Here is a 25,542-nt window from a genome sequence, read left to right as displayed (position 1 = left end):
TCAGATACCCCCTTTTAGGAGCTCCTCGAGGTTGGAGAATTCCTTGCAGGCGCCCCTCCTCGACTCGATAAGCTTCAGCTTCCTCGGGGTCTCGAGGAGTATGACTCCGTAGAAGTTGGAAGCGCGGTTCTCCTTTATCCTGAGCTCCCTCTGCTTCGCGTCGAGGTTGAGGTCGAGGACGACCTTGAAGCCGCTCGACCTGAGCCATTCCGCAAGACGTATGGCTTCGCGCCTGAGCGCCGGTTTCTTGGGGATTACGACGAAATGGATCTGGTTCCCTTCCCTGTCTTTTCTGTTTGTGCTGAGGAGCGTCTCCACGTCCACGGCGAACCCGGTCGCGGGCGAGTCCAATCCGTATTTCCCCATGAGCTCGTCGTACCGTCCTCCCCTTACGAGGGGGGCAGTGATGTCGCGCGAGACGATCTCGAACGTCACGCCCGTGTAATAATTGAAGCCCCTTATCTCCGCGAGGTCTATGTTGACGTCGCACTCGGACTGGTAGTCGTCGATGACGCCGAGCACGCTTTCGAGCTCGTTCACGTATTTTCTTATGGATTTGATTTTTTTCGCTTCGGCCAGTATGTGTCTTCCGCCGAAAAGCTCGGGTAGCTTCAGAATCGTGTCCTTTACGTTCCTGGGAGCGCGTGATTTAGCGATTGCCCGGGACAAGGCTTCCTGGTCTTTTTTTTTAAGCGCCTCTTCGATGCTTTCTCTGAGCTCGCCTGTCTTCGCAAGGAGGTATCTGAGGATCCCCGTGTGGCCGATGTCGAGCACAAGGTTCTTGATCCCCGATTTCCCGAGCGACTTGACCCCTAGGGCTATTATCTCGGCGTCGGCTTCGGGAGAGGAGAGTCCTACGAGCTCGCATCCCACCTGGAAGATCTCCCTCTCCTTGCCGCTGCCCTTTTCCTCGAACCTCACGACCCTGCCGTTGTAGCAGAGCCTGAGCGGCGCGGTCCTGTCCTTCATCTGGGTCGCTACTATCCTGCCCACCTGTGGCGTTATGTCGGGTCTCAGGGCCACGACGTCCCCCGAAGAAGGATCGACGAATTTCATGACCTTGCTTTTGAGCTCGTCGCCTAGTCCTACCGATAACGGCTCCAGGTATTCGAAAAGCGGGGTTATGACTTTCCTATAGCCCCACCTGCCGAACTCTTCTAACAGACCGTCTTCTATCCTTCTGAGCTCTTCTGCTTTCTCGGGCGTGTAGTCTTTAACGCCCTGTGGAAGACTGAGGCGGTTTATCATCTAAAGATTGACCTGCGTCACGGAAATGATGTCCGGAAGCTTGGATATTTTTTCGATAACGTTGGCCGGCACCGGGGAGTCCACGTTCGTAAAGACTATCGCCCTCCCGCCGATCGCCTCCCTCCCCAGGTGCAGGAGGCCGATGTTGACCCCGTTTTCCCCGAGGAGCGTACACATAGCCCCTATGAACCCCGGCCTGTCGTAGTTCTCGCTGACTAGGAGGTAACCCTTGGGCACAACATCTATTGTAACACCGTTTATCCTGACGAATCTAGGCTCTTCTTTCCCGAATATAGTGCCCGACACGTGGCTCTCGCCCCCTTCCGTCTTCACTTTAATGGATATCAGGCTCCTGTAGTCTTTGGTCTGCGCGGACTTGGATTCGATTACCTTTATGCCGCGCTCCTCGGCTATGACCGGGGCGTTCACGTGGCTCACGACCACATCCATCATGGGCGTGAGGAACCCCTTGAGAGCGGCTACGGTTATGGGCGAGGTGTCGAGCTCCGAGACCTCACCGTCGTATTCTATGTGTATTTCCTCGACCCCGCCCTTGCAGAGCTGTCCCTGGAGGCTACCCAGCTTCTCCGCGAGGTTTAGATAAGGCCTCATCGTTTTAAGCAGCTCGAGGCTTACGGACGGCATGTTCACCGCGTTCTTCACTACCCCGTTTTTAAGGAAGTCAACTATCTGCTCGGCGATCGCGACTCCCACTTTGGTCTGCGCCTCTTCCGTCGACGCCCCCAGGTGAGGGGTAAATACCACGTTTTCTTCGAGCGTGAGGAGCGGGTTGCCCTCCTCGGGGGGCTCGTTTGCGTATACGTCGAAAGCGGCGCCGGCGACCCTCCCCGATTTTATGGCCTCGGCGATGTCCTTTTCGTTTATCACTCCGCCTCGCGCGCAGTTTATGAACACGACCCCTTTCTTGGTCTTCTCGATGGTGTCTTTATTAATGAGGTCTTTCGTCTCCGGCGTGAGCGGAGTGTGTATCGTTATTATGTCGGATCTCTTCAGCAGCTCGTCGAGCGCGACGAGCTCTACGCCTATTCTCTCGGCCGCTTCCTTGGACAGGAACGGGTCGTAGGCGATGACGTTCATCTTGAGCCCGAGCGCCCTCTCGGCGACGAGCTTGCCTATATTCCCGAGGCCGATGCATCCGAGCGTCTTGCCGTAGATTTCTATTCCTTTGAACTTGCTCCTTTCCCATTTGCCCGTCTTGATCGAGGCGTGCGCCTGCGGTATCTGCCTCGCGAGGGAGAGCATCAGGGTGATCGTGTGCTCGGCAGTCGTAATCGCGTTCGCTTCGGGTGTGTTCATCACGACGATGCCTTTCTTCGTCGCGGCTTCGACGTCGACGTTGTCGACCCCTATCCCCGCCCTGCCTATTACGCGCAGGTTCTTCCCGGCCTCGATTAAATCGGCTGTGAGCTTGGTCGCGCTCCTTATGACAATAGCGTCGTAACCGCCTATGATTCCAGCCAATTCCTCCTTGGGTGTGCTCTTTCTTACGTCCAGGTCAAGACCTTCGGCGGATTCCAGAATGCTGAGACCTTCCTTGGTCATACCGTCTGTAATCAGTACTTTCAATTCTTCCTCCGAGAGATGTTAGGGGATTATTTTACAGGGATAACAATATATGCGAGCCATGATTTGTTGTCAATTTCAGAGGCTGCCCGCGGGCGGCCGTGCTCTGCCGGGGCGCCCGGGAGGGTGACTCCCGCGATGAATATGATCGTGTGCGCGCCGCGAGACGTTGTTTGAGAACCGCCCGCTATTGAGTTAATCTTTTGCCGCATCCATGGAAGAATCCAAAATGTCGTTCCTCGAGCACCTGGGTGAATTAAGGAGGAGGCTCCTCTGGTCGCTCCTGGCGGTTCTCGTCTGCTTCATTCCGGCGTACTATTTCTCCGGCCGGATATTCGATTTTCTTATGGAGCCTATCAGGGATAACCTTCCCGAGGGGAGCGTGCTCATATTCACTATGCCCGCCGAAGGGTTCATGACCTATCTTAAAGTCGCCATATTCACGGCTATCGCCGCCGCAGTGCCTTTTATACTCTATCAGGCCTGGAAATTCGTCGCGCCGGGACTATACAAGCATGAAAAGCAGATAATAATCCCGTTTATTCTTTTCGGAACTCTGTTCTTCGCGTTCGGGGCTTCGTTCTGCTACTACGTCGCGGCGCCCCCGGCATTCAGGTTCCTCCTCAACGAATATTCTTCCGAGTACGTGAAGGCTTTCCCTTCGATAAAGGAGGCACTCTCGTTCTTCATGGCCCTTATTCTTGGATTCGGGCTCATATTCGAGTTCCCTCTCGTGATTTTCGTACTGGCGAGGGTCGGTATTGTAACGAGCGCATGGCTGAGGAAGCGGAGGAAATACGCGATACTCGTGAGCGCCGTCGTTGCAGCCGTGCTCACACCGACGACCGACGCCATATCGTTCATGTTCATGTTCCTCCCCATAATAGTTTTTTACGAGCTCGGCATCCTGGTGGCGTGGATGTTCGGCAAGAAAAGGGCGCCTGCCGAAGAAGCGGAAACCCCCGCCGACGGCGGCGTTTCCTGATTTATCTTTACGGTTTCGGGAGTTGCATCTCTACCCTGTAGATGTTAACTAATTCGCGGCTGGAATGTTTCTGGATAGCATGTAATGAAGGTGGGTTTGTATTTCCCGACATTCACAAACGATTCCGAGCGAGTAACGAATTCGATGAATAAGAGAATTCGGACGCCCCTGGTCGAATGCAACAATGTTAATGATTTACCTTGTGGATTCAGAAGACAAAATGAATCGGTCGCTCTCCCCTAATGTCCAGATTGCAACTTTCTCGGCTCCGATATTTTCTACTGGTAAATCCGCGGCGGGTGAGCAACTGCAAATAAATTTCCTCCCCCTTGAGGGGGGAGGATTAAGGTGGGGGTGACACCTTCCATTCATACATCAAAGTTAACCCGTCCGCCCTGCTTGTCCCCCGAAGCTCTAGCGAAGGGGGGAGCCTGCGGCACGTCGCCGGTAGGCTATAAGCCGTAGGGGGATCGAAGGGTTGAACGGGTGTCGCTCCAGCGTGAGTGTGAAAGGAATGGGACAACTTTTGTCCGCGAATTACTAGGCATCTACACCACCCGACACGACCGTGTCGCGGCCCGGCCGGAACACTTGACTTTTCCCTATAAAAAAATAAAGTAGAAAATGAAATCGGTGGCCGGGCCATGCGTGGACCGGTCATGCATAAAAATAGACGTTTATCGGCTCGGGACCGCCCGGGAGAGGATATAAAAATGGCAGCAAAACCCAAGCGGAAGAAAGGCCGCGACCTCATGCACACGGTCACCTACAAGAGGGAGAACGGCAGGTTCAACGTGGAGTGGTACGCGGGTCAGGACAAAACCAACTGGGTGCTCCCCAGGATACTCACGCAGCAGGCTAAGAAGCTCGGCAAGAAGCCCTTCCTGCAGTTCGGCTACAAGAAACCCCTCAGCTTTTTCAGGACTAACCAGCTCGCCAACAAGATAGCCAACGGCCTCCTCAGGCTCGGCATAAAAAAAGGCGAGAAGGTAGCGGTGTATATGCCGAATTCCGACGACTACGTGATTACATGGTTCGGCATCCTGAAAATGGGCGCGGTCATGGTGCCTATCAATACGGCTTACAAGATGGATTTCCTCCAGTACATTCTCGACAGCTCCGATTCGAAAGCGCTATTCATAGCCGAGGAGTATCTCGACAGGATGCCGCCCATAGCGAACGACCTGCCTCAGCTCGAACACGTGATAGTGTGGACGAGGAGCGGCAGCGAGAAATTCGACAAACAGGGCTTTCATTTCGAAAGCATGATTTCATATCCCGAGTTCATAAATCCCCAGAAGAGCACGGAGCCGGGCGTGGAGATAACGTTCATGGATTACGCGAGGCTCATGTATACCTCGGGCACGACGGGTAGGTCTAAAGGCGTCGTAAGACCCTGCGCGGCCGATTACTCGAGCGCAAGGAACTACGCCGAGATAATGGACGTAGGCCCGAGGGACGTCTGCTTCACTTGTCTCCCCCTCTATCATTCGAACGCCATGGTAATGTCCGTCTATCCCGCGCTCATCAAAGGAGCCAAAGCGGTCGTCGAGGAGAAATACTCGGCGAGCCAGTTCTGGAAATGGATAAAGGATCATGGCGTGACCAAGTTCAACATAGTCGGCACGATGGCCTACTTCATGTGGAACACGCCGCCCGTGCCCGAGGAAAAGCAGCACAAGGTGAAGCTCGTCCTCGGATCCCCCGCGCCCCACGACATAATCGAGGAGTTCATGGACAGGTTCAATATAAAGTTCATGGAGGGCTACGGGCTCACCGAGATAGGGCAGTGCACGTGGATGAGGCCGGGAGAGCCTTTCAGGGTCGGCTCGTGCGGAAAGGAAGCTCCCGGCTACGAGATAAAGATCGGAGACCCGGAGACGGACGAGGAAGTGCCGAGGGGCCGCGTGGGCGAAATAATCGTGCGCCCGAGGACCCCTAACATCATGCTCCACTACTACAACAAGATGCCCGAGAAGACCGTGCAGGATTTCAGGAACTTCTGGTTCCACACCGGGGACGCGGGGATGATGGACAAGGACGGATACATCTATTTCGTCGACAGGGTCAAAGACTATATAAGGAGGAGGGGTGAGAACATAAGCTCGTTCGAGGTCGAGAAAATCGTTAATTCGCATCCCGAAGTCGAGGAGTGCGGCGTGATCGGCATTAAATCGGAAGGCGGAAGGTACGCCGAGGACGAGGTCATGATCGTGGTCGTTTCCAAGAAAGGGAAGAAAATCGACCCGCACAGTCTTATGGAATACCTCGAGCCCAGGATGCCCCACTTCATGCTCCCGAGGTTCGTGAGGTTCGAGACCTCTCTGCCGAAGACGGGCACGGAGAGGGTGCAGAAGAACAAGCTCAGGGAAGCGGGCATAACGAAGGACACCTGGGACAGGGAAAAATCGGGATACAAGGTGAAGCGCTGACTGCTGCATGATGTGCGGGATTTCGAATTCGGTTTGCTGCGGCGTATCAGGTGTTTTATAGTGTTCTAAATTCCTAATCCCTAAGGAGGCTCGTTATGTCGAGGATCTTAAAATTTTCACTGCCGTTTTTAGCGGGAGTTCTTTTCACAGCGGTTCTGATGGGGACGTTCAATATCTTCAGGGAAGCCCAGGCTCAGCCCGGTTATCAGCCGAACATGGAGCAGGCCCTAGGCAGTCTCCACGAGGCCCGGATCAGTCTCGAAGTCTCGTCGCCGGATAAAGGCGGGCACAGGGTCAGGGCGCTCGAGCTCGTCAACCAGGCGATAGTGCAGGTGAGGCTCGGCATACAGTTCGCCGAGTGATCCGGCTCCGCCCCTTTAAAAATAGAGTCAAATTAAATCGCAGGTCCAGGGTCTCATTATGAGCTAGCTCGGGCATCCCCGCGCATGTAAGCAAGCACATCTGTAAAGTGCTTCCTGTTTTTCACGCCGAAATGGATCTCATCAGGTGTGTCTGTCGTCAAAGGTTTACAGGACCTAAGAGATAAGTGCGCGTATTTATTGCTTGGGGGGCTATGAGATATATTCTTTTTGTTATATTATTGCCGATTGCTCTGATGTTTGCCTGTGCCAGGGCAGAGTACGACCCGCCCGACCTCGGGGGCATATACACGCAGGCGGCGATGCGCTCGCACGAAGAGGGCAATCCTGTCATCGTCATTCCCGGCATTCTCGGCTCGAAGCTGAGGGACGGCGAGACCGGGCAGCTCGTGTGGGGGGCATTCGACGGGGGCGAAGCCGATCCCGAAACCCCTGAGGGGGCGCGACTCATCGCTTTACCCATGAAAGAAGGCGTCCCCATAGACGAGCTCACGGACAGCGTACGTTCGGACGGCGCTCTCGACAGGGTAAAGGTGAAGCTCTTCGGGCTGCCTATACAGCTGAACGCTTATATAAACATACTGAGCACGCTCGGCGCGGGCGGCTACCTCGACCAGTCCCTCGCCTCAAATAAATTAAACGAGATCGACTACGGGGACGACCACTTCACCTGCTTTCAGTTCGACTACGACTGGAGGCTCGATAACGTCGAGAACGCGAAGAGGCTCAAAAAATTCATCGAAGAGAAAAAGGAATACATTCTCGGTGAGTACAGGAAGCGCGGAATAAAGAAGGACGACGTCAAGTTCGACATAGTCGCCCATTCGATGGGCGGCCTGCTGACGCGTTATTTTCTGATGTACGGCGGCAAAGACCTGCCCGGGGACGGCACCAAGCCTGAAGTCACATGGGCCGGCGCCGAGTACGTCGAAAAGGTGATAATCGTCGGTACACCCAACGCGGGTGCTATCGGGGCCGTCGAGACTCTCGTCATGGGGCGGGACATAGGGCCATTTCTGCCTAAATACGAGCCCGCGATCATCGGGACCTTTCCTTCACTATATCAGCAGCTCCCGAGGACCAGGCACGGGGCCGTCGCGGACGAGAATGGCGAATGGCTCGACCTCATGGATCCCGAGGTCTGGATAGAGCTCGGCTGGGGCCTCACCGACCCCGGGCAGGAGGAGGTGCTCGGATGGCTGCTCCCCGACGTTTCCGACCCAGCAAAAAGACGTGAAATAGCCATAGATCATTTGAGAAAATCCCTTAAGCGGGGCGCCGCGTTTCAGGAAGCGATAGATACCCCCGCAGAACCCCCTCAGAGTCTCAAGCTCTACCTCATAGCCGGGGACGCGGTGCTCACGGGCTCGGCCCTCAAGGTCGACAGGGCGACGGGCAAAATAGAGGTGTCCGCGTACGCCCCCGGCGACGGGACGGTAACGCGCGCGAGCGCTCTCATGGACGAGAGAGTGGGTGGCTACTGGACTCCGGCTCTCGTATCGCCGATTGAATGGTCGAGCGTCACGTTCCTATTCACCGACCACCTGGGGCTTACCAAATCCCCCGCCTTCAGCGACAACGTCCTCTTCGTCCTTCTTGAAGAACCCAGGTCCTGAATTTTTCACTACTGACTATACGGCTCCCTACATAACAATCTGATTGAAAGTTGCGTCCCTTAAAGTAGAGTATTCAGGGCATATTGCACTATTTCGCCCTTGAGGGAGACCGCGCTTGCAGGAAAGGAGATCACTGAGAGAAGTTATCGCGAATACCAGGAAGGCCATACTCATAGGCATAGGCGGCGGGGGGGACATCGTAGGCACTATCCCGACAGCCGACCTCCTGAGCATGTTCGGGATAGAGTGCGAGCTTGGAGGTCTTTCCTGGGAAAGGTCTGTCATCGACCCTGTTCCGGGACCCCGGAAATTCGAAGAAGTCAGAAACGCGCGAAAATTAAATGACGTCGTATGGTTCGCGAATAAAGACACAGTCACGAGCACCGGGGTGAGGTTCGCGGAATCGGGCGTTGCGGAGGTCCTCGGGAAAGAGACCCTTTTGATAGACATTCATCCTGGGCCGAGGGCCGTCGCCGAGGGCATACTCAACGCGGCGGACGGGCTTGGGGCTGATCTGATAATCGGCATAGACGTAGGAGGGGACCTCCTCGCCTTCGGGAACGAGCCCGGACTAATGAGCCCTCTCGCGGATTCCATAATGACCGCCGCTTTCGCGACCCTTGAAAAGAGAATTCCGACCGTGATGGGTCTCTTCGGGTACGGCAGCGACGGGGAGCTCACCCAGGACGAGCTCGAGAGGTCTATGTCCATACTTGCGAGGGAAGGGGGGCTCCTCGGAAGCTGGGGGATTACGCGGGAGGCGCTCGCGCTCCTCGAGAAACTGATCGCCGTAGTCCCGACCGAAGCGAGCCGCGCCCCCGCGTTATATGCGAAAGGGGAGAATCCGGATACGGCCATAAGGAGCGGGAGGCGGCAGTTAAGCCTTTCCATGTCTTCGACTGTCACTTATTACTTCACCCCCGGCGTGCTTTACGAGAAATTATCGGCAATGTCCCGAGCCGTATCGAAGGCAGGGAGTCTCGAGGAGGCGAACGAATGCCTCCATGCGCTGGGTATCTATACCGAATACGACATAGAGCTTGATAAATTCAATAAGGAAAAAGGGATAGCTTGAACGGGAGGTTCTATTCGGCGTCCCGCTCCCGAAACTTCAGCGTCTATTTTTCATTTCCCGGCTGCGGCCAGCGGCACACAACGTGCCCTCATGCGCGATTCTTTCCAAATTCCTCCGTCCGACTCGCAAGTGCCCCCGCCCGTTCGTCCTGAGGCGCAGAATCTGCGCTCATAGCAGATACATCTGTACCTCTTCCGCCCAAACCAACACACGAGACTCACCCCGTTCGCCTTATATATTATTCCCCTCCCCCTTGAGGGGGGAGGGTTTGGGTGGGGGTGTCACCTTTCACTCATATATCCAACCCAACCCGTTCGTCCTGAGGCGTGGAACCTGCGCTCGTATATGATCCTTATGTCGCATTTCAACTACGGCCAAATGTTGGAGCAAGCCCTAATCTGCACGCCTGTCCTTAGCGAAGTCGAAGGATCGAAGGGTTGAACGGGTATTATTCCCTTAGGCATGCGTGAGGAATTGATAGATTTTAGCGTTAACTAGGGATTTTAAGCCATTTCTGCACTGTCGGGAGGTTTTTTAGCTTTCTTTATGCATTTCAAGTCCTTAAGAAAGCTCAGGCAACGATCCGTGGCTGTCGCAGCTTTTAGTCCCGTCCTCTGCATCATCTTTTGTCCCCGAATTGCATGGCACACGCACTCGACGATCAGAGGGGCGGGAATTCGCCCTTCTATTGTGTATATACGGTGAATTTGTTTGACACTCCCCTCATTTCATGTTAAATACTTTCGTTTTTTCAATGTTCTGCCCTTAGGGAATTAAGCCCGCAAATGAGTCTGGAAGAAGCGTTTTACAGCCCCTTCGATAAGCTCTTTTTCGCGTCTCCGCCGCTCAAACGGCTGCTTAGGGCGGTACGGGCATAGCCGGTTCCGTATTCTGTACAGGAGATATGGATACAATGAAACAATTAAAGTTGGTTCAAGCGGTTTCCTTCCTATTAATCGTCACAGCCGCTTCTCAGGCGTCAGCCGCGGAAGACCTGCTCAGCGTTAACAAAACCGTATTCATACAGATAGTGATTTTCATAGCGGCGATATTAATCCTCAACGCACTCGTCTTCAAGCCGTTTCTCGAGCTAATCGACAGGCGCGACAGGCTTACGAAAGGCGCTATAAAGGAAGCGAGGGAGCTCGAAGAGAAGGTGAAGGAGATAATCCTCGAATACGAAGCCAAGCTCAATGAAGCGAGGGCCCAGGCCCAGGAGGAGCGGAACAAGATAGTACGCGAAGGGGAGGCGGCGGCGAACGGGGTTATCGCGAAGACGAGGGAGGAAACGGCTTCGCTACTCGACGAGGCGAAAAAGAAGCTCGAATCGGATACAGAGGCGATAAAAGACAAGCTCAAGGGAGACGTTCAGGTGCTGTCCAGGGAAATCGCCTCCAAGGTATTGGGCAGGGAGGCGGGCGTATGACCGGATACGGAATAATAAACATGATCCTCGCCGGGGCTTCGGAAAACGGCGGCTTTAACTGGCAGTTCGTTCTGGAGCATGCCGTCAACCTCGTAATACTGCTCGGCGTGCTCGTCTACTTCCTCAAGACCCCTGTAAAGAATTTCCTCGTGGAAAGGCGCGGGTCTATAAGCCACGAGATCGACACTGCGCAGAAGACCATCGGGGAAGCCAAATCGAAATATGAGGAATACGCAAAGAAGCTCCAGGCGATAGAATCCGAAATCAATGCGCTCAAGGAAACCCTCCGCAAGCAGGGAGAGACGGAGAGGGCGGAGTTGCTCAGGCAGGCCGAGTCTGCTTCGGAAACTATAAGGAAGGAAGCAAGGGAGACCATAGCGCTCCAGACAGAGCGTGCGAGGCGCGAGATACAGACAGAGGTCGTAAATCTTGCCCTCGGGAACGCGGAGGCGCTCATAAAAGAGGGCCTGCGGGACGCGGACAAGGAAAGGTTCATACAGGAATTTACCAAAAATATCGAGGATGAAAAATGGCATCAATCGCAACACTGAGAGACCTCACCGAAGCGCTTATCGAGAGCGCGAGAGAGGAGAGCAAGCTCGACCGCGTGACTTCCGACATCGAGGACTTTTTCAAGCTGCTCTCGGGTGCTGAAGATGTGAGGAACATACTCTGGAGCTCCACTTTCGATTTTCAGGAAAGGAAGGGGATAATCGAGGATATAGGACAGAAGAAAGGCTACGACAGATTGACGGTCAACTTCCTTACGGTCGTGATAGAGCTCGACAAGTTTAAATCGCTCGTAAAATCCGAGCAGATTGTCGTGGAGAAGCTGAGGAAAGCCTCGGGCAGGCTCAGGGCCGAGGTAATCATGGCGGCCGAGCCCTCCGAGTTCGATCTCGCGCGGATAAAGAGCGCATTGATAAAGGCGGTCGGACAGGACGTAGAGGTTACGTCCAAGGTCGACCCGTCGATTATAGGCGGAATAATCACGAAGGTTGAAGATAAGGTGTTCGATGGTAGTATAAAGACCCAGCTTGAGAGAATGAGAAACGTCCTCACGCGGTCCTGAAACCCCCTAATTTAATAAGGAGCGAAGAGATATGCAGGAATTAAAGATCGAGGAAATAGGCGAAATACTAAGAAACAGAATCAAGGGTTATGAAACCAAGATCGAAACCTCCGAAGTTGGCACCGTTATATCCGTCGGGGACGGAATCGCGCGCGCATACGGGCTCGATCAGGCGATGTCCGGCGAGCTTGTGCAGTTCGCGAGCGGGGTCATGGGGCTTGTTCTCAACCTCGAAGAAGACAACGTCGGTATCGCGCTCTTCGGCGAGGACAAGGAAGTCCAGGAGGGGGACCTCGTAAAGCGCACCGGCAGGATAGCCGAAGTCCCGGTTGGCGACGACATGAAGGGGAGGGTAGTCAACTCACTCGGCCAGCCGATAGACGGCAAGGGCGAGATCAAGGCTTCCGCAACGAAGCCGATCGAGATCAAGGCCCCTGGCGTCGTCTACAGACAGTCGGTCCATGAGCCTCTCCAGACCGGTATCAAGGCCATAGACGCGATGATCCCGATCGGAAGGGGGCAGAGGGAGCTTATTCTCGGCGACCGCCAGATAGGTAAAACGGCGATCGCGGTCGATACGATAATCAACCAGAAAAAAGAAGACGTTTACTGTATATATGTAGCGATCGGACAGAAGCAGTCTACGGTCGCCCAGGTCGTTGACAAGCTGAGAGAACACGGCGCCATGGAATACACGACCGTGGTCGCAGCCAACGCGAGCGACCCGGCTCCTTTCCAGTTCATCGCGCCATACGCGGGATGCGCGCTAGGCGAGTACTTCCGTGACTCCGGCAGGCACGCGCTCATCATCTACGACGATTTGACGAAACACGCGTGGGCGTACCGCCAGCTCTCGCTTCTTCTCAGGCGTCCCCCGGGCCGCGAGGCATATCCGGGAGACGTATTCTATCTCCATTCGAGGCTCCTCGAGCGCGCGGCGAAAATGAGGAAAGAGGACGGGGGCGGATCGCTGACCGCGCTCCCGATTATCGAGACTCAGGCGGGTGACGTTTCCGCGTACATCCCGACCAACGTCATATCGATCACTGACGGTCAGATATACCTCGAGAGCGACCTCTTCTATTCGGGCGTGAGACCCGCAATCAACGTCGGTCTTTCGGTATCCAGGGTAGGGGGCTCGGCTCAGGTGAAGGCGATGAAGAAGGTCGCGGGCACGCTCAGACTGGAGCTCGCTCAGTACAGGGAAGTCGAGGCGTTCTCGCAGTTCGCCTCCGACCTCGACAAGGCGACGCAGGCGCAGCTTGCGCGCGGAAGCAGGCTCGTCGAGGCGCTCAAGCAGGGCCAGTACGAGCCCGTCCCGGTCGAGAAGCAGATTCTGATAATATTCGCGGTTACGAACGGATACCTGGACGACTACCCCGCCGAGTCCGTGAAAAAATACGAAAAGGAAATGAACACGTTCCTCGATTCGAAATATCCGGAGCTGCTCGGGGAAATAAGGACCAAAAGAGAGCTTACGGACGAGATACGGGGGAAGATAGTAAGCGCCCTCGACGAGCTTAAGAAGCAGCTCGGTGAGTTCAAATAGACTATTACAATCCTCAATACAGAGACGAAAATAAATGGCGAGTCTAAGACAGATAAGATCGAAAATAAAGAGCGTCAAGGGGACGCGAAGGATCATGAGCGCCATGAAGCTCATATCCGCGGTCAAGCTTAGGAGAGCCCAGGAATTGCTCCTCTCCTTCAGGCCCTATTCGGACGCTTATTCGGAAATTACGAAGAGCCTCGCCCGGAGGTGCGATCCCGAGAAGCATCCCCTCCTGAGGAAGCCCGAGGAGATGAAGAGACTGCATCTCGTGTTCATGACGTCTGACCGCGGGCTCTGCGGCAGCTTCAACAGCAACCTCATCAGGAAGCTCGAAACCTACATCGTAACGGACGGCAGGAAGTATGAGGAGATAAAGTTCACGTTCCTCGGAAGGAGGGGCAGGGACCACTTCTCGAGAAACAAGATCACCGGAGTCCAGGATTTCACGGGGATCAACGAGAGGAACTACTCGGAGATAGCCGGGAAAGTAGCGTCCGAGCTCGTATCCGAATACGTGAAGGAAGAGACGGATGAAATAATCCTTGTCTACAATTATTTCAGGTCGGCGCTCACGCAGGTCATGGTATATGAAAGGATACTCCCCATTGAGTCGGAAGCCGAGGCAAAGGACGAGTCGAGACCTATCGATTATCTGTACGAGCCTACGAGAGAAGCCGTATTAAAAAAGCTGCTTACGAATTATGTCAAAGTCCGTGTGGAGCGGGCTATCGAGGAATCGCTCACGAGCGAGCACGCATCCAGGATGACGGCGATGGAGAACGCTACCGGGAACGCGGACGACGTAATAAAAAAATTAACCCTTTTGGCCAACAAAACCAGGCAGGCGATGATTACGACCGAGCTTATGGACATTGTGAACGGTACCGAGGCCCTAAGGAAAGGAGGCGCAGATTAGCATGGAAACGAGTAACGGAAACAGCATGGGCAAAGTGGTGCAGGTCATGGGGCCTGTAATCGACGTCGAATTCAAGGAGGGCGGACTGCCCCCTATATACACGGCGCTCAAGCTTACGAACCCATTGATAAACGATCAGAAATGGAACCTCGTGGTAGAAGTCGCGCAGCAGCTCGGCGGCAACCGCGTGCGCTGCATAGCTATGGACTCGACTGAAGGCATAAGGAGGGGCGAGGACGCCATCAACACCGGCCAGGGGATCACGGTGCCCGTCGGTAAGGAGGCGCTCGGCAGGATTCTGAACGTAGTGGGCGAGCCTATAGACGAGATGGGACCCGTCGATACGGGGATGCGCTGGCCGATACACCGCGAGGCGCCTGATTTCGTCGAGCAGAGCACGAAGTTGGAACTGTTTGAAACGGGCATCAAGGTCATCGACCTGATCGCGCCGTTCCTGAGGGGCGGAAAAATAGGTCTATTCGGCGGCGCCGGCGTGGGCAAGACAGTCCTCCTCATGGAGCTAATACATAACGTCGCCAAGGAATACGGCGGCGTCTCGGTATTCGGCGGCGTCGGGGAGAGGACCCGTGAAGGCAACGACTTCTGGATAGAGATGAAGGAATCGGGCGTCCTGGCGAATACCGGACTCGTATTCGGTCAGATGAACGAGCCCCCGGGCGCAAGAGCGAGGGTCGCGCTTACGGCGCTCACCCTTGCCGAGTACTTCCGCGACGAGCAGGGACAGGACGTTCTACTATTTATCGACAACATATTCAGGTTCACGCAGGCGGGCTCCGAGGTGTCGGCGCTACTCGGGCGTATCCCTTCGGCGGTCGGTTATCAGCCGACGCTCGCGACCGACCTGGGAGAGCTTCAGGAGAGGATCACGTCGACAGTTAAGGGCTCGATCACTTCCGTGCAGGCGATTTACGTCCCGGCGGACGACCTCACAGACCCCGCTCCCGCCACCACGTTCGCGCACCTGGACGGCACAATAGTTCTCTCGCGTCAGCTGACAGAGCTCGGAATTTACCCCGCGGTCGACCCGCTCGATTCCACCTCAAGAATCCTCGACCCCCTTATCGTGGGTCAGGAGCACTATCAGGTCGCGCGACGCGTGCAGGAGGTGCTGCAGCGCTACAAGCAGCTCCAGGAAATTATCGCGATCCTCGGTATGGACGAACTGTCCGAGGAAGACAAGCTCGTCGTCGCGAGGGCGAGGAAGGTGCAGAGGTTCCTCTCGCAGCCCTTCCACGTCGCCGAGCAGTTCACCGGCACGCCGGGCAAATACGTGCCCATTAAAGAAACGATCGCCGCTTTCAAAGAGGTCATCGACGGCAACATGGACGAGATACCCGAGCAGGCGTTCTACATGGTCGGGAACCTCGACGAGGTGCGTGAGAAAGCGAAACAGCTGGTTTCATAATCTTGTGAATACGACGGACGGGGCAGGTCCGGGCCTGCCTCCGTATAATTAGGGTTCCTGTAAATAATGAAAGCGTCCGGGACTCCGAGGAGATACAAAATTGGCGGACATTCTTCTTCAAGTTATCACACCCATGAATCTCGTGGTCGACGAGAGGGTCGACGAGGTCGTCGCCCCCGGCGAGGTCGGTGAATTCGGCGTCCTTCCGGGCCACGTGCCCTTCATCACCATACTCACCGAAGGGGAGCTCCGATACAAGAAGGGTTCTCACGAGAGGAAGATGATAGTCGAGGGCGGGATCGCCGAGGTAAGGGACGATAAAGTAACCGTTCTTACAGACCGCGTCAGGATGGACTGAGAGGCTCGGCTGCCCGCGAAATAGCAATACGTAATCACCCCCCCTGTTTGAACTCCCGTCTTTTTTCCATATATACTAAAAACAGATATTAATACCCTCTCATTAGGAGAAACCGCTCTATGGAAATTGCGGAGAAAAGTTCCGAAGCCTACGTCTTGAGGAACGACAGGGGAGCCGTATCCGAGCTTGTCATTAACAGGCCCGCCTCGTATAACTCCCTCTCTATCGATTGCATGGAGGCACTGACCTCGGAATTCGAGTCCCTATCGCGGGACAACGACGTCAGCGTCGTTATCCTGTCGGGTGCCGGCAAGGGGTTTTGCGCCGGGCACGACTTGAAGGAAATTAGACGTAACCCCGGAAGGGAGTTTTACGAGAAGACCTTCGATGCCTGTGCGAAGATGATGCTCTCGATAGTTAATTGTACAAAACCTGTGATCGCCAAGGTGCACGGCGTTGCCACTGCGGCAGGGTGCCAGCTCGTCGCCACGTGCGACCTCGCAGTCGCCGACGAGGACGCGAGGTTCGCCACCCCGGGCGTGAATATAGGGCTTTTCTGCTCGACCCCTATGGTCGCCCTATCGCGGAACGTATCGAGAAAGCACGCTATGGAGATGCTGCTTACCGGGGACTTCATATCTGCCCAAAGGGCCTATGAGATCGGGCTCGTCAACCGGGTCGTGCGGGCTGAAGACCTTGACCGTGCTGCCATGGCGTTCGCGGAGAAGATTTCATCGAAGTCGCCCCTCACGCTCAAGATAGGGAAGAGGGCTTTTTACGAGCAGGCGGATAAGGACCTCCGCTCCGCTTATGAATACTGCAGCCGCGTGATGGTCGAGAATATGATGGCGAGAGACGCGGAAGAGGGGATAGACGCGTTTTTGGAGAAGCGGGAGCCCAGCTGGAAGGGCGTCTGAGGGCCTTCTTAATATTTCCTTAACATTCCGCCTGTACAATCTATCAGCTCGGGGGGGCCGGCTGCGAAGGCGTTCGTGAAAAGAAAGTCGTTGAGATCGGTAAAGGCGTCGGTGGCGTCGTATCCTTTTATATTCGAGTCTCTTTTGATTATATAATTGTAGTGAAACTGCCTCATCGGCGGTATTAATGCGCTCAGCCGGTGAAATATATTTATACGGGTGACGTTATGCGTGTAACTTACGGTTTGATTCCGGCTGTGCTGCTTTACTTCGGGTCACTTATCTCTTCTCAGGCGCAGCAGGATAACATTTCGCTGCCTTTGCTCATGGGGAGCAAGCAGGTGCTTATAATCGGGGAATCCTACGGGCGGGCCGAATCCGCCCGGTTTTTTGCCGGGACCGTAACCGAATATTTGAACGGGGGAGGGTGCCTCAAAGTGGGGCTCGAAATAACTTCCGATCAGCAGGAGATGCTCGACGGCATTATGAAGGGGCAGGCGCCAGTTTCCCAAATTCAAATCAACGACATAGTGGACAGCGCTGCCTACAGGCAGATGCTTGCCGACCTGAGCGGACAGATAAGGGCGGGAAAGTGTCTGTCGGTCCGTGCTATCGATGCGCCGGCTTCGGTGCCTGTCACGAGGGACGCGTGGATGGAAAAGCAGGTCGCGGGCATGATCGGCGATACGCCCGTTGTACTTCTCGTCGGCAACGTCAGGGCGGTTAAGGATACGGGAGGTGAGGAGACGGGAAAGCTGCTTGCTGAGCGCGTCAGCGAAAAAACCCCCGGCGTGGCGACCGTGCTCCAGCACTGGACGCCCGCTCAATGCGAGGACAGGAAGCTCCAATATATCAGCGCGAAGGACGAAAGGGCGGGGGTGTATATAAAGGAAACGGTGAAAGACATAACGCCCGTGATGCCCGATAACCCCGAGACCATCGCCAACGGCGTGTTGGTATGGAGCTGCGAGTCCGAGAACGTCACGGAGAAGATCGCGATAGACGACAGCGGCGGTACGGCTTCCGTCAAGGACGAAGTCGAAGTGACCGAAGAGAAGACCGTCGAGGTCGTGAGGGACGAGAAAGCTTTAAAGAGGATAAGGTGGGGAATAAAGAATAATTACCCCGCCTACGGGATGACCAAAGACGAGGCGCTCCAGGCAATGGGCGAGCCGGACAAGGAAGAAAACGTCAAGGGCGTCGAGAGGTGGTCTTACGACTGCTTCGACGAGGACGGTTACTGGCACACGTGCTTCACGCTCGATTTTAAGGACGGTATAGTGGTTAAGTTCAGAGACCTTGAGTGAACAAGCTTTGAATGACCGGCCGGGCTCGAGCCTCGGCCGGACTCGCTTCCTTTTTCGGGACCTGCCCTTTTTTGTATTCGCTCGGCCTTGTAATTACTCGGCTGGGGTATTGTTTTCAGCGGCGGCCGTTTCGGACTCGGTCATGACTCCGGTTTCGGCAGGCGGCTGCGCCTCGCCGTTCCCCTGAATCATCTGCTCGTATCTCGATCTTTCCTTGATCCTGCTCGCTTTCTTGGAGCGCCCCCTCAGGTAGTAGAGCTTGGCCTTCCTTACCTTGCCCTTCTTCTTGACCTCTATCTTGTCGATGAGCGGCGAATGAAGCGGGAATATCCTCTCTACTCCGACCCCGTATGAAACCTTTCTCACTATGAAGGTCTCGCGGACGCCTCCGCCCTTTTTGGCTATGACGACGCCTTCGAATATCTGTATCCTTTCTCTGTCGCCCTCTTTGATTTTATAGTGTACAGCGATTGTGTCGCCTGAGCGGAAGTCCGGGAGGTTCGACCTCATCATGGATTTTTCGAGTTCAATTATTACGTTCATCTTACTTCTCCTGTCTCATATTGTACATGAAAATAGCCTGTCGAGGATGATTGCCGCGGCCGATCTCACGGAAAGGTGGTTATACCCGGTATATCCGCTGACGGGCTTGAGCGTGTAATCGGCTGCTTCCATTATCTCCTCCGAGAGTCCCCAGCCGGTCCCGAATATAAGCAAAAACGGATCGTTGCTTTCAGTCATAATTTCCCTGAGCTCGCCGTAACCAATCATATTGTCCCGGGGGCGTGCGTCCGTGACGACCAGTTTAGGCATCCTGCCCTCGACTTTCTCTATGTCCTTTACCGCGTCCGCGAGCGTGTCCATCACTGCCACGAATTCGAGCGCTTCCGTCCTCGACCTGTTGAGCCCGGGCCCCTCGCCCTCTGTCCAGTGCCTGATCACCCGCTCGACCAGCTTCTGCTGCTCGCTGTTGGGCTGAACGAGATAAAATTTCTCGATCCCGTAAGTTTTACCTGCCCTGGAAATGTCGTGGACGTCCAGGTTCGTGAACGCCGTGGTTATGATCGCGAGCCGATTATTGTATACGGGATAATGCACTAATGCAATATACGCTTTAAAATTGGGGCGTTCGGTCTTTTTCAAATCGTTGATGGTACTTATATCGTGGAGTGTCAGCCTCGCCCTGTCGAGGAGCTCGGGTCTCCCGAGGTAAGTCCTCTTTATGCTTTCCTTTCTCCTCCACTCCCCGATTTCCTGGTGGTTGCCCGAGAGGAGCACGTCAGGAACCTTGCGGCCCATATAATCCTCGGGCCTCGTGTACTGGGGGTATTCAAGGAGCCATTCCTTAAACGAGTCGCTTTCCGGCGACTGTACGTTCCCGAGGAACCCGGGAATGAATCTCGAAACGCTGTCCACGATCACGGCCGCCGCATGCTCCCCGCCTGAAAGGACGTAATCTCCTATCGAAATCTCCCTGTCGACGTACAGCTCCCTTACCCTTTCATCGATACCCTCGTATCTCCCGCAAACGATGACGAGCTGATCGTAGCCCGAGAGCTCGCGCGCGGTCTCGTCGGAGAATATCTCGCCGCCTGGCGTCGTCATTATAACGAGAGAATTCGAGTCCGCGTTCTTTATGCGCTCTATCGCACGGCCTATAGGTCCGGGTTTCATGAGCATTCCGCCTCCGCCTCCGTATGGCGCGTCGTCGACGGTCCTGTGCTTGTCCTCCGTATAATCCCTGATGTCGTGCGCATTGAGCTCGACTATATTCCTCTCCCTCGCCTTTTGAAAAAGTCCCAGGGAAAAAGGGGATTCGAAGAATTCCGGGAATATTGTAAGAATGTCGAATTTCATGATTTATGACTCTCGGGTGATGTGTTCCGGTCACTCCCCCGCGAGTAATCCTTCTACAGGGGAGATTATTATTTTCGATTCCTTCAGGTTTATTTCCTTGATTATGGGTTCAGAAAGCGGTATGAGCGCTTCTTTCCGGCCGTCTTTGACGACGAGGACGCTCTGGAGGGCCCTGTCTATCAAATTCTCGACCCTTCCCACATATCGTCCGTCTTCGGTATAGGTTTCGAGCCCTATGAGCTCGAACCAGTAGAACTCGCCTTCCTCGAGCCCCGGCAGCTCCGACCTGTCGATGTATACGCTCCGCCCCGCAAGCTTCTCCGCATCATCGATCGTGTCTATACCCTCGAGCCTGATGATCGCGGAGCCTTTGTCGAACCTCCAGTCCTTGAGCCCGAACCCGGCCGGCTCCTCACCCCCGGCGGTCTCTATGAAGATTCTCTCAATCGAATTGAGACTTTCGATCTGACGGCTGAACGGCAAGAGCTTTAATCGCCCTGATAAACCGTGAGCTTTGGTAATCTTGCCATATAAGATAAGCCCCATATCTACTGACGGGTGAAAATTATTCCAGGATTTCCAGTACCGCCCTTTTTTTCATTTTGGCAGCGGCGGCGCCGAGGATCGTCCTTATAGCTTTAGCTGTCTTGCCCTGTTTCCCTATAATTTTCCCGAGATCTTCAGGCGCCACCTTCAATTCGAGAACAGCTGTCTGTTCCCCGGCTACTTCACGAACCTCAACCCTTTCAGGACTATCAACCAGAGATTTCGCAATGAAAGCCACAAGCTCATTAAGCTTCTCCATAACATGCACCTCCCCTGCGTTGTATGACGATACCCGTTAAGCGATTTCTATCCCGATATCATTCCCGTCTCCAATCTAGTTCAGCTCAGATATTAGTTTTTCTACCCTCACGGTCGGCTTCGCCCCTTTACTTATCCAGTCTCTGACCCTGTCCGTGTTTATCTCTACATGATGGGGTTTCTTTCGCGGATCGTAATGACCCAGTATCTCAAGGAATTTACCATCACGAGGTGAGCGCGAATCCGTCGCCACGATCCTGTAGAAAGGGTTTTTCTTCGACCCGATCCTCATAAGCCTGATCTTAACCAAAATACTGTTACCTCCTTATATACTCTATTGTAATAAAATTCACTCAAAATATTAAGTAGCTACGTAAATTTCATCATTCTTTTTGCAATTTTGCCCATTTTCCCCATATTCTTCATCATATTTTTCATCTGCATATAATTCTTTATCATCCGGTTAATATCTTCGACCTTGGTTCCGCTCCCGAGCGCGATCCTCTTCCGCCTGCTGCTGTTTAAAAGGGTATGATCGGACCTTTCCGATTCGGTCATCGAGTTTACTATCGCGATCGTTTTTTTTATCTCTTTTTCGGCCATGTCCAGTGCGCGTGGGTTATTCGCGATCTGTTTCATGCCCGGGATCATCTGAGTCATGCTGTCGAGAGAGCCGAGCTTTCGCATCGCGAGCATGGCGTCCCTGAAATCGGCCAGGGAAAACTGTTTTTTCAGCAGCTTTCTCGCCATTTCTTCGGCTTGCTTGTCTTCGAATGCAGCCTGGGCTTTTTCTATAAGAGTAAGGACGTCACCCATCCCCAGTATGCGCGACGCTATCCTGTCCGGATGGAATACCTCGAGCGCTTCCAGCTTCTCGCCCGTGCCGAAGAACTTGATGGGCTTTCCGGTTACCGACTTTATCGAGAGCGCGGCGCCGCCCCTGGCGTCACCGTCCATCTTCGTGAGCACGACGCCGTCGATGTCGAGCGCCTCGTTGAAGCTCGATGAAACGTTCACCGCATCCTGCCCCGTCATCGCGTCGGCGACGAGGAGCACCTGGTGCGGGTTAAGCTCTTGTTTTATTGTCTTGAGCTCATCCATGAGCTCTTCGTCGATGTGGAGCCTGCCCGCCGTGTCGATTATTAATGTATCGTAGCCTCCGAGCTTGGCTTCCCCCAGTGCGTTTTTGCAAATTTCCAAAGGCTCCTCGCCCGGTTTCGTATCGTATATGCCCGCTCCTACCTGCTTTGCGAGCACCTTCAGCTGGTCTATGGCCGCAGGCCTGTAAACGTCTGCGGGTACGAGATAGGGGTTCCTTTTCAGCGTTTCCTTGAGGTACTTGGCGAGCTTCGAAGCGGAGGTGGTTTTTCCCGACCCCTGAAGCCCCACGAGCATTATCGCGACGGGGGGCGATGACTTGAGATCGAGCTCCGAGCTCTCATCGCCGAGAACTTTTATAAGCTCCTCGTGCACGATCTTTACGAACTGCTGGCCCGGCGAAAGGCTCCCCATCACTTCCTGGCCCAAGGAGCGGCTCTTGACGGACTCGACGAATTCCCTTACCACCTTGAAATTCACATCGGCTTCGAGGAGGCTGAGACGCACCTCCCGGAGAGCGTCCTGAACATTACTCTCGCTCAGCTTCCCGTAGCCCCTTACCCGCTTAAGAGTGGAATTTAATTTTTCAGATATTCCTTCAAACATGACCTTTCACAAACTTGACCTTTCGGAAGACGCAATTCCGCTGTTAAAAAGGGGAAGCCATTATTAATAGCATATTTAGGAGTCCTTGTCAATTTATCGTCTTCGTAACTTACCTAGTTACTTGAATATTTGGTGTATCGGACAATTTGACAACGGGCTACGGCGCATGGAGCGGAAAGGCGCAGGCTGTAAATCAGGTCTGAAGGATAATTATTAATTAATTCGGTGACCGCCCTTCGGGCCCGGACTCATTCCTTGACGAGCCTGTAAATTATCCCGTCGAGTGAGCAGGCGTATATCTCCCCCTCCTCGTCGCGCCCGAATGCGGATAGCGTGAAATCATCGGTATCGACTATCTCCCTGTTCTCGGTTACGCTCGTGCCGTTATATACGAGGGCCCAGATTGTGCCCGAGAGGAAGTCGCCGTATATCAGCTTCCCGAAGAGCTCGGGTATGCCGCCCCTGTAAACCGGCCCCCCTATTATCGTGCCGCCCTCGTCCCTTCCGTATTCGTGGATCGGAAGCTCGAGCCCGGACGTATCGCAGCCCAACGGGGGGTTGAAACAGAGACTCCCTTCCATAATATCCCAACCGTAATTCTTTCCGTTCTCGACCACGTCGATTTCCTCGCGGCTGTCCTGTCCCACGTCCCCTACAAAGAGCCTGCCGTTCGATTCGTCGAAACCGAACCTCCAGGGATTGCGGAAACCATAGGCGAAAATCTCTTCCCTAAACCCGGAGCCGTTTCCCGCGAACGGGTTTCCGGGCGGTATGCCGTAATTCTTTCCGTCACTGGGGTTGTCGACGTCTATACGGAGAATGGAGCCCAGAAGGCTGGTCAGGTCCTGCGCCGGCTCCCCCCCGGCGCCGCCGTCCCCGACAGCTATGTAGAGAAACCCGTCCTCAGGCCCGAAAGCGAGCTGCCCCCCCTTATGGTTTGCGGAAGGCTGATTGAATTCGAGTATTATCAGCTCGCTGTCGGGATCGGCGCTTCCGGGATCGTCCTCCCTCACGCTGAATCGGGATATTACGGTCCTGTTCGGGCTGTCTGCGTTGTAGTTTACGTAGAAGAATCCGTTGCTTTCAAAGTCGGGGTGGAAGGCCAGACCCAGGAGACCCCTTTCCCCTTCGTCGAACAAGACCCTGTTCCGTATGTCGAGGAAGACATTGACCTCTTCCTGCCTCGTGCCGTTCTCCTCGGGAAATTCGGCAGCAGATGCTGCTGACAGCGGAGTAACAGCCATTATGACCCCCCTCTGCTCGACGACGAACAGCCGTCCTGTCCCGTCGCCCGCGTTCTGGAGATCGACGGGGCTCTCGAACGTCACGCCCGGGAACGCATCTGCGAGAACGAACGTCGCGTCCCTGCCGCCGCCACCGCCTCCTCCTCCCCCGTCATCGTCTCCCGTGCCCGCCGAATCGCACGATGCGATGAGCACCGGAATGAAAAAACCCAGGAGAATAATTCGATGTAATCTGCGCATAACCCCTCCCCATCAATCCATCCGACAAGTTTAAGAAGCAATAACCCGAAAATAACCTAACTTACCGTCTCTCCCGGCTTCGGGGCGATGATCTCCATACCCTTTATGTCTTTAGTGAGCTCTTTAAGCATGGCGGGCGTGCCTGTAAGCGCCGGGAACGTCCCGTGGTGCATCGGCACGACGTATTTGGCGGATAAGAACCTGCACGCATAGGAGGCTTCGACCGGAGACATCGTGAAAAGATCCCCTATGGGGAGCATCGCCAGGTCCGGCTTGTATATCTCCGCGATCAGCTTCATGTCGCCGAACACGGCCGTGTCACCCGCGTTATATATCCTGAACCCGTTTTCGAGCTCTATTATGTATCCGACAGCTTCGCCGCCGTAGATTATGGAGCCGTCCTCGTCCTGAATGCCGCAGCTGTGGTCTGCGTGAACCATCGTGAATTTGATACCGTCGACTTCCTGGGTGCCGCCTTTGTTCATGGGCATTATTCTTTCCACGCCCTTGGAATTGAGCCACGCGCAGGTCTCGTATATTCCCACTACCTTCGGCTGAAGCTCCCTTCCTATTGCGGCCCCGTCGCCTATATGATCGAAATGGGCATGCGTTACGGCCATGATGTCGAGTTTAGTCACTTTCTTGAGCCCCTCCGGGCAGGCGGGGTTGTTCGCCACCCACGGGTCCATGAGTATCGACTTCCCCCCAGGGGTCTTAAGCGTGAATGTCGAGTGACCCATGTACGTAAGTTCGAAGCCTTTGTTGAGCTTTGCCATGTTTTTCCTCCGACCTCCTTATGATGTCTCCAGATAATAGTAACCGCAACCGGGTTCCGATGGCAAACAGGGTTAATCAGGGTCGTTAAACCGTGATAGAATAGTTGAGAATGAGCTTTGAAGTTTTCGAGCATACGGCCGATATCGGGGTCCGGGTCTCCGGAGGGGATATGGCGGAACTATTAAAGAATGCCGCTCTCGCCCTCATGTCTCTCATTACTGTGCCGGAGTCGGTAAGACCCGCCGAGGAGGCGGTGTTTGAGGCGGAGGCGGAGACCGGGGAGGAGCTTCTTATAAAAATGCTGAGCGAGATACTTTATCTCCACAAGGTCCGGAAGATGGTTTTCTGCGAAGCGGATATTAAGCTTGCGGACGGTTACAGGCTGAAAGCGAAGCTCAAGGGAGAGAAGATCGACCCCGGAAGGCACGAGCTCCAGCTCGACATCAAAGCGGCCACCTATCACAATTTGAAAATACAAAGAGTGAATGATAGATTTATGGCCGAAATAATATTCGATATTTAGCATGAAATTCCCGCGGAATCGCAAGTAGTTATGTTCCGGCCTTGATAACGAAGAGATGGAGATAAGAGGGGCTTCCCGCATAAGAGTGCGGTGAGAATA

General features: G+C 54.5%; 25 protein-coding genes. 15 read left to right on the top strand and 10 right to left on the bottom strand.

Annotation, left to right across the window (positions count from 1 at the left end):
* Both hisZ and serA read right to left on the bottom strand, forming a co-directional pair.
* Positions 1-1,248, bottom strand: a complete 1,248-nt coding sequence (gene hisZ / locus AB1598_06860; protein MEW6144725.1) for an ATP phosphoribosyltransferase regulatory subunit — start codon at positions 1,246-1,248, stop codon at positions 1-3.
* Positions 1,249-2,835: a phosphoglycerate dehydrogenase gene (gene serA, locus AB1598_06855; GenBank protein MEW6144724.1), complete on the bottom strand. Its 1,587-nt coding sequence runs from the start codon at positions 2,833-2,835 to the stop codon at positions 1,249-1,251.
* A 211-nt stretch (positions 2,836-3,046) separates the two neighbouring features.
* Between serA and tatC the strand changes: the two genes are divergently transcribed.
* The 14 genes from tatC (at position 3,047) to AB1598_06785 (ending at position 18,294) form a co-directional block, all read left to right on the top strand.
* Complete coding sequence (gene tatC / locus AB1598_06850; GenBank protein MEW6144723.1) at positions 3,047-3,817, top strand: twin-arginine translocase subunit TatC; 771 nt, start codon at positions 3,047-3,049, stop codon at positions 3,815-3,817.
* 713 nt (positions 3,818-4,530) lie between these two features.
* Positions 4,531-6,249: an AMP-binding protein gene (locus AB1598_06845; GenBank protein MEW6144722.1), complete on the top strand. Its 1,719-nt coding sequence runs from the start codon at positions 4,531-4,533 to the stop codon at positions 6,247-6,249.
* Positions 6,250-6,344: 95 nt separating this feature from the next.
* Complete coding sequence (locus tag AB1598_06840; protein ID MEW6144721.1) at positions 6,345-6,611, top strand: hypothetical protein; 267 nt, start codon at positions 6,345-6,347, stop codon at positions 6,609-6,611.
* A 254-nt stretch (positions 6,612-6,865) separates the two neighbouring features.
* The gene (locus AB1598_06835; GenBank protein MEW6144720.1) at positions 6,866-8,245 is read left to right on the top strand and encodes a hypothetical protein; all 1,380 of its coding nucleotides are present in this window, start codon (positions 6,866-6,868) and stop codon (positions 8,243-8,245) included.
* A 115-nt stretch (positions 8,246-8,360) separates the two neighbouring features.
* On the top strand, positions 8,361-9,320 hold the full coding sequence (locus tag AB1598_06830) for a DUF1152 domain-containing protein (protein MEW6144719.1): 960 nt from the start codon (positions 8,361-8,363) through the stop codon (positions 9,318-9,320).
* Between the two features lie 913 nt (positions 9,321-10,233).
* Positions 10,234-10,746 (top strand): ATP synthase F0 subunit B, encoded by a 513-nt coding sequence (locus AB1598_06825; GenBank protein ID MEW6144718.1) that lies wholly within the window; start codon positions 10,234-10,236, stop codon positions 10,744-10,746.
* Positions 10,743-11,297, top strand: a complete 555-nt coding sequence (locus AB1598_06820; GenBank protein ID MEW6144717.1) for an ATP synthase F0 subunit B — start codon at positions 10,743-10,745, stop codon at positions 11,295-11,297. The genes AB1598_06825 and AB1598_06820 overlap by 4 nt, the downstream gene beginning before the upstream one ends.
* Complete coding sequence (atpH, locus tag AB1598_06815) at positions 11,276-11,818, top strand: ATP synthase F1 subunit delta (GenBank protein MEW6144716.1); 543 nt, start codon at positions 11,276-11,278, stop codon at positions 11,816-11,818. The genes AB1598_06820 and atpH overlap by 22 nt, the downstream gene beginning before the upstream one ends.
* 31 nt (positions 11,819-11,849) lie before the next feature.
* Complete coding sequence (gene atpA / locus AB1598_06810; protein MEW6144715.1) at positions 11,850-13,367, top strand: F0F1 ATP synthase subunit alpha; 1,518 nt, start codon at positions 11,850-11,852, stop codon at positions 13,365-13,367.
* A 34-nt stretch (positions 13,368-13,401) separates the two neighbouring features.
* Positions 13,402-14,286, top strand: coding sequence for an ATP synthase F1 subunit gamma (gene atpG / locus AB1598_06805; GenBank protein ID MEW6144714.1), 885 nt, complete (start codon positions 13,402-13,404; stop codon positions 14,284-14,286).
* A gap of 1 nt (position 14,287) precedes the next feature.
* Positions 14,288-15,712, top strand: coding sequence for a F0F1 ATP synthase subunit beta (atpD, locus tag AB1598_06800; protein MEW6144713.1), 1,425 nt, complete (start codon positions 14,288-14,290; stop codon positions 15,710-15,712).
* A gap of 100 nt (positions 15,713-15,812) precedes the next feature.
* Entirely contained in the window at positions 15,813-16,070 is a 258-nt protein-coding gene (gene atpC, locus AB1598_06795) for an ATP synthase F1 subunit epsilon (GenBank protein ID MEW6144712.1), read from the top strand.
* Between the two features lie 119 nt (positions 16,071-16,189).
* Positions 16,190-16,987, top strand: a complete 798-nt coding sequence (locus AB1598_06790; GenBank protein MEW6144711.1) for an enoyl-CoA hydratase — start codon at positions 16,190-16,192, stop codon at positions 16,985-16,987.
* A 227-nt stretch (positions 16,988-17,214) separates the two neighbouring features.
* The gene (locus tag AB1598_06785) at positions 17,215-18,294 is read left to right on the top strand and encodes a hypothetical protein (protein ID MEW6144710.1); all 1,080 of its coding nucleotides are present in this window, start codon (positions 17,215-17,217) and stop codon (positions 18,292-18,294) included.
* Between the two features lie 93 nt (positions 18,295-18,387).
* On the opposite strand, the gene rplS is transcribed toward AB1598_06785, so the two are convergent.
* The 8 genes from rplS to AB1598_06745 all read right to left on the bottom strand — a co-directional run bounded on the left by rplS (position 18,388) and on the right by AB1598_06745 (position 24,919).
* A complete protein-coding gene (gene rplS, locus AB1598_06780; protein MEW6144709.1) occupies positions 18,388-18,837 on the bottom strand; it encodes a 50S ribosomal protein L19 in 450 nt (149 codons plus the stop codon).
* A gap of 15 nt (positions 18,838-18,852) precedes the next feature.
* Complete coding sequence (gene trmD / locus AB1598_06775; protein ID MEW6144708.1) at positions 18,853-20,151, bottom strand: tRNA (guanosine(37)-N1)-methyltransferase TrmD; 1,299 nt, start codon at positions 20,149-20,151, stop codon at positions 18,853-18,855.
* 30 nt (positions 20,152-20,181) lie between these two features.
* Complete coding sequence (gene rimM / locus AB1598_06770) at positions 20,182-20,697, bottom strand: ribosome maturation factor RimM (protein MEW6144707.1); 516 nt, start codon at positions 20,695-20,697, stop codon at positions 20,182-20,184.
* 19 nt (positions 20,698-20,716) lie between these two features.
* Positions 20,717-20,956 (bottom strand): KH domain-containing protein, encoded by a 240-nt coding sequence (locus tag AB1598_06765; protein ID MEW6144706.1) that lies wholly within the window; start codon positions 20,954-20,956, stop codon positions 20,717-20,719.
* A 75-nt stretch (positions 20,957-21,031) separates the two neighbouring features.
* Positions 21,032-21,265, bottom strand: coding sequence for a 30S ribosomal protein S16 (rpsP, locus tag AB1598_06760; protein MEW6144705.1), 234 nt, complete (start codon positions 21,263-21,265; stop codon positions 21,032-21,034).
* 59 nt (positions 21,266-21,324) lie between these two features.
* Positions 21,325-22,659: a signal recognition particle protein gene (ffh, locus tag AB1598_06755; protein MEW6144704.1), complete on the bottom strand. Its 1,335-nt coding sequence runs from the start codon at positions 22,657-22,659 to the stop codon at positions 21,325-21,327.
* 248 nt (positions 22,660-22,907) lie between these two features.
* Positions 22,908-24,143 carry a PQQ-dependent sugar dehydrogenase gene (locus tag AB1598_06750; protein ID MEW6144703.1) on the bottom strand — a complete coding sequence of 412 codons (1,236 nt, stop codon included), beginning with the start codon at positions 24,141-24,143 and terminating at the stop codon, positions 22,908-22,910.
* 56 nt (positions 24,144-24,199) lie between these two features.
* Positions 24,200-24,919, bottom strand: a complete 720-nt coding sequence (locus tag AB1598_06745; protein MEW6144702.1) for a metal-dependent hydrolase — start codon at positions 24,917-24,919, stop codon at positions 24,200-24,202.
* Between the two features lie 110 nt (positions 24,920-25,029).
* On the opposite strand from AB1598_06745, the gene AB1598_06740 reads away from it, so the two are divergent.
* The gene (locus tag AB1598_06740) at positions 25,030-25,443 is read left to right on the top strand and encodes an archease (protein MEW6144701.1); all 414 of its coding nucleotides are present in this window, start codon (positions 25,030-25,032) and stop codon (positions 25,441-25,443) included.
* Positions 25,444-25,542: the final 99 nt, after the last annotated feature.

The organism is Thermodesulfobacteriota bacterium (assembly GCA_040754335.1).
GTDB lineage: Bacteria > Desulfobacterota_D > UBA1144 > Nemesobacterales > UBA2774 > 2-12-FULL-53-21.
Note: the sequence above shows the minus strand (reverse complement) of the source record. Positions and strands in the feature narration are given on the sequence as shown.

Excerpts from the sequence above, each read along its gene's own strand:
- hisZ (MEW6144725.1), bottom strand. The coding sequence starts at position 1,248 with ATGATAAACCGCCTCAGTCTTCCACAGGGCGTTAAAGACTACACGCCC.
- tatC (MEW6144723.1), top strand. The coding sequence starts at position 3,047 with ATGGAAGAATCCAAAATGTCGTTCCTCGAGCACCTGGGTGAATTAAGG.
- AB1598_06845 (MEW6144722.1), top strand. The coding sequence starts at position 4,531 with ATGGCAGCAAAACCCAAGCGGAAGAAAGGCCGCGACCTCATGCACACG.
- AB1598_06840 (MEW6144721.1), top strand. The coding sequence starts at position 6,345 with ATGTCGAGGATCTTAAAATTTTCACTGCCGTTTTTAGCGGGAGTTCTT.
- AB1598_06835 (MEW6144720.1), top strand. The coding sequence starts at position 6,866 with ATGTTTGCCTGTGCCAGGGCAGAGTACGACCCGCCCGACCTCGGGGGC.
- AB1598_06825 (MEW6144718.1), top strand. The coding sequence starts at position 10,234 with ATGAAACAATTAAAGTTGGTTCAAGCGGTTTCCTTCCTATTAATCGTC.
- AB1598_06820 (MEW6144717.1), top strand. The coding sequence starts at position 10,743 with ATGACCGGATACGGAATAATAAACATGATCCTCGCCGGGGCTTCGGAA.
- atpH (MEW6144716.1), top strand. The coding sequence starts at position 11,276 with ATGGCATCAATCGCAACACTGAGAGACCTCACCGAAGCGCTTATCGAG.
- atpA (MEW6144715.1), top strand. The coding sequence starts at position 11,850 with ATGCAGGAATTAAAGATCGAGGAAATAGGCGAAATACTAAGAAACAGA.
- atpG (MEW6144714.1), top strand. The coding sequence starts at position 13,402 with ATGGCGAGTCTAAGACAGATAAGATCGAAAATAAAGAGCGTCAAGGGG.
- atpD (MEW6144713.1), top strand. The coding sequence starts at position 14,288 with ATGGAAACGAGTAACGGAAACAGCATGGGCAAAGTGGTGCAGGTCATG.
- AB1598_06790 (MEW6144711.1), top strand. The coding sequence starts at position 16,190 with ATGGAAATTGCGGAGAAAAGTTCCGAAGCCTACGTCTTGAGGAACGAC.
- AB1598_06785 (MEW6144710.1), top strand. The coding sequence starts at position 17,215 with ATGCGTGTAACTTACGGTTTGATTCCGGCTGTGCTGCTTTACTTCGGG.
- rplS (MEW6144709.1), bottom strand. The coding sequence starts at position 18,837 with ATGAACGTAATAATTGAACTCGAAAAATCCATGATGAGGTCGAACCTC.
- trmD (MEW6144708.1), bottom strand. The coding sequence starts at position 20,151 with ATGAAATTCGACATTCTTACAATATTCCCGGAATTCTTCGAATCCCCT.
- rimM (MEW6144707.1), bottom strand. The coding sequence starts at position 20,697 with ATGGGGCTTATCTTATATGGCAAGATTACCAAAGCTCACGGTTTATCA.
- AB1598_06765 (MEW6144706.1), bottom strand. The coding sequence starts at position 20,956 with ATGGAGAAGCTTAATGAGCTTGTGGCTTTCATTGCGAAATCTCTGGTT.
- ffh (MEW6144704.1), bottom strand. The coding sequence starts at position 22,659 with ATGTTTGAAGGAATATCTGAAAAATTAAATTCCACTCTTAAGCGGGTA.
- AB1598_06750 (MEW6144703.1), bottom strand. The coding sequence starts at position 24,143 with ATGCGCAGATTACATCGAATTATTCTCCTGGGTTTTTTCATTCCGGTG.
- AB1598_06745 (MEW6144702.1), bottom strand. The coding sequence starts at position 24,919 with ATGGCAAAGCTCAACAAAGGCTTCGAACTTACGTACATGGGTCACTCG.
- AB1598_06740 (MEW6144701.1), top strand. The coding sequence starts at position 25,030 with ATGAGCTTTGAAGTTTTCGAGCATACGGCCGATATCGGGGTCCGGGTC.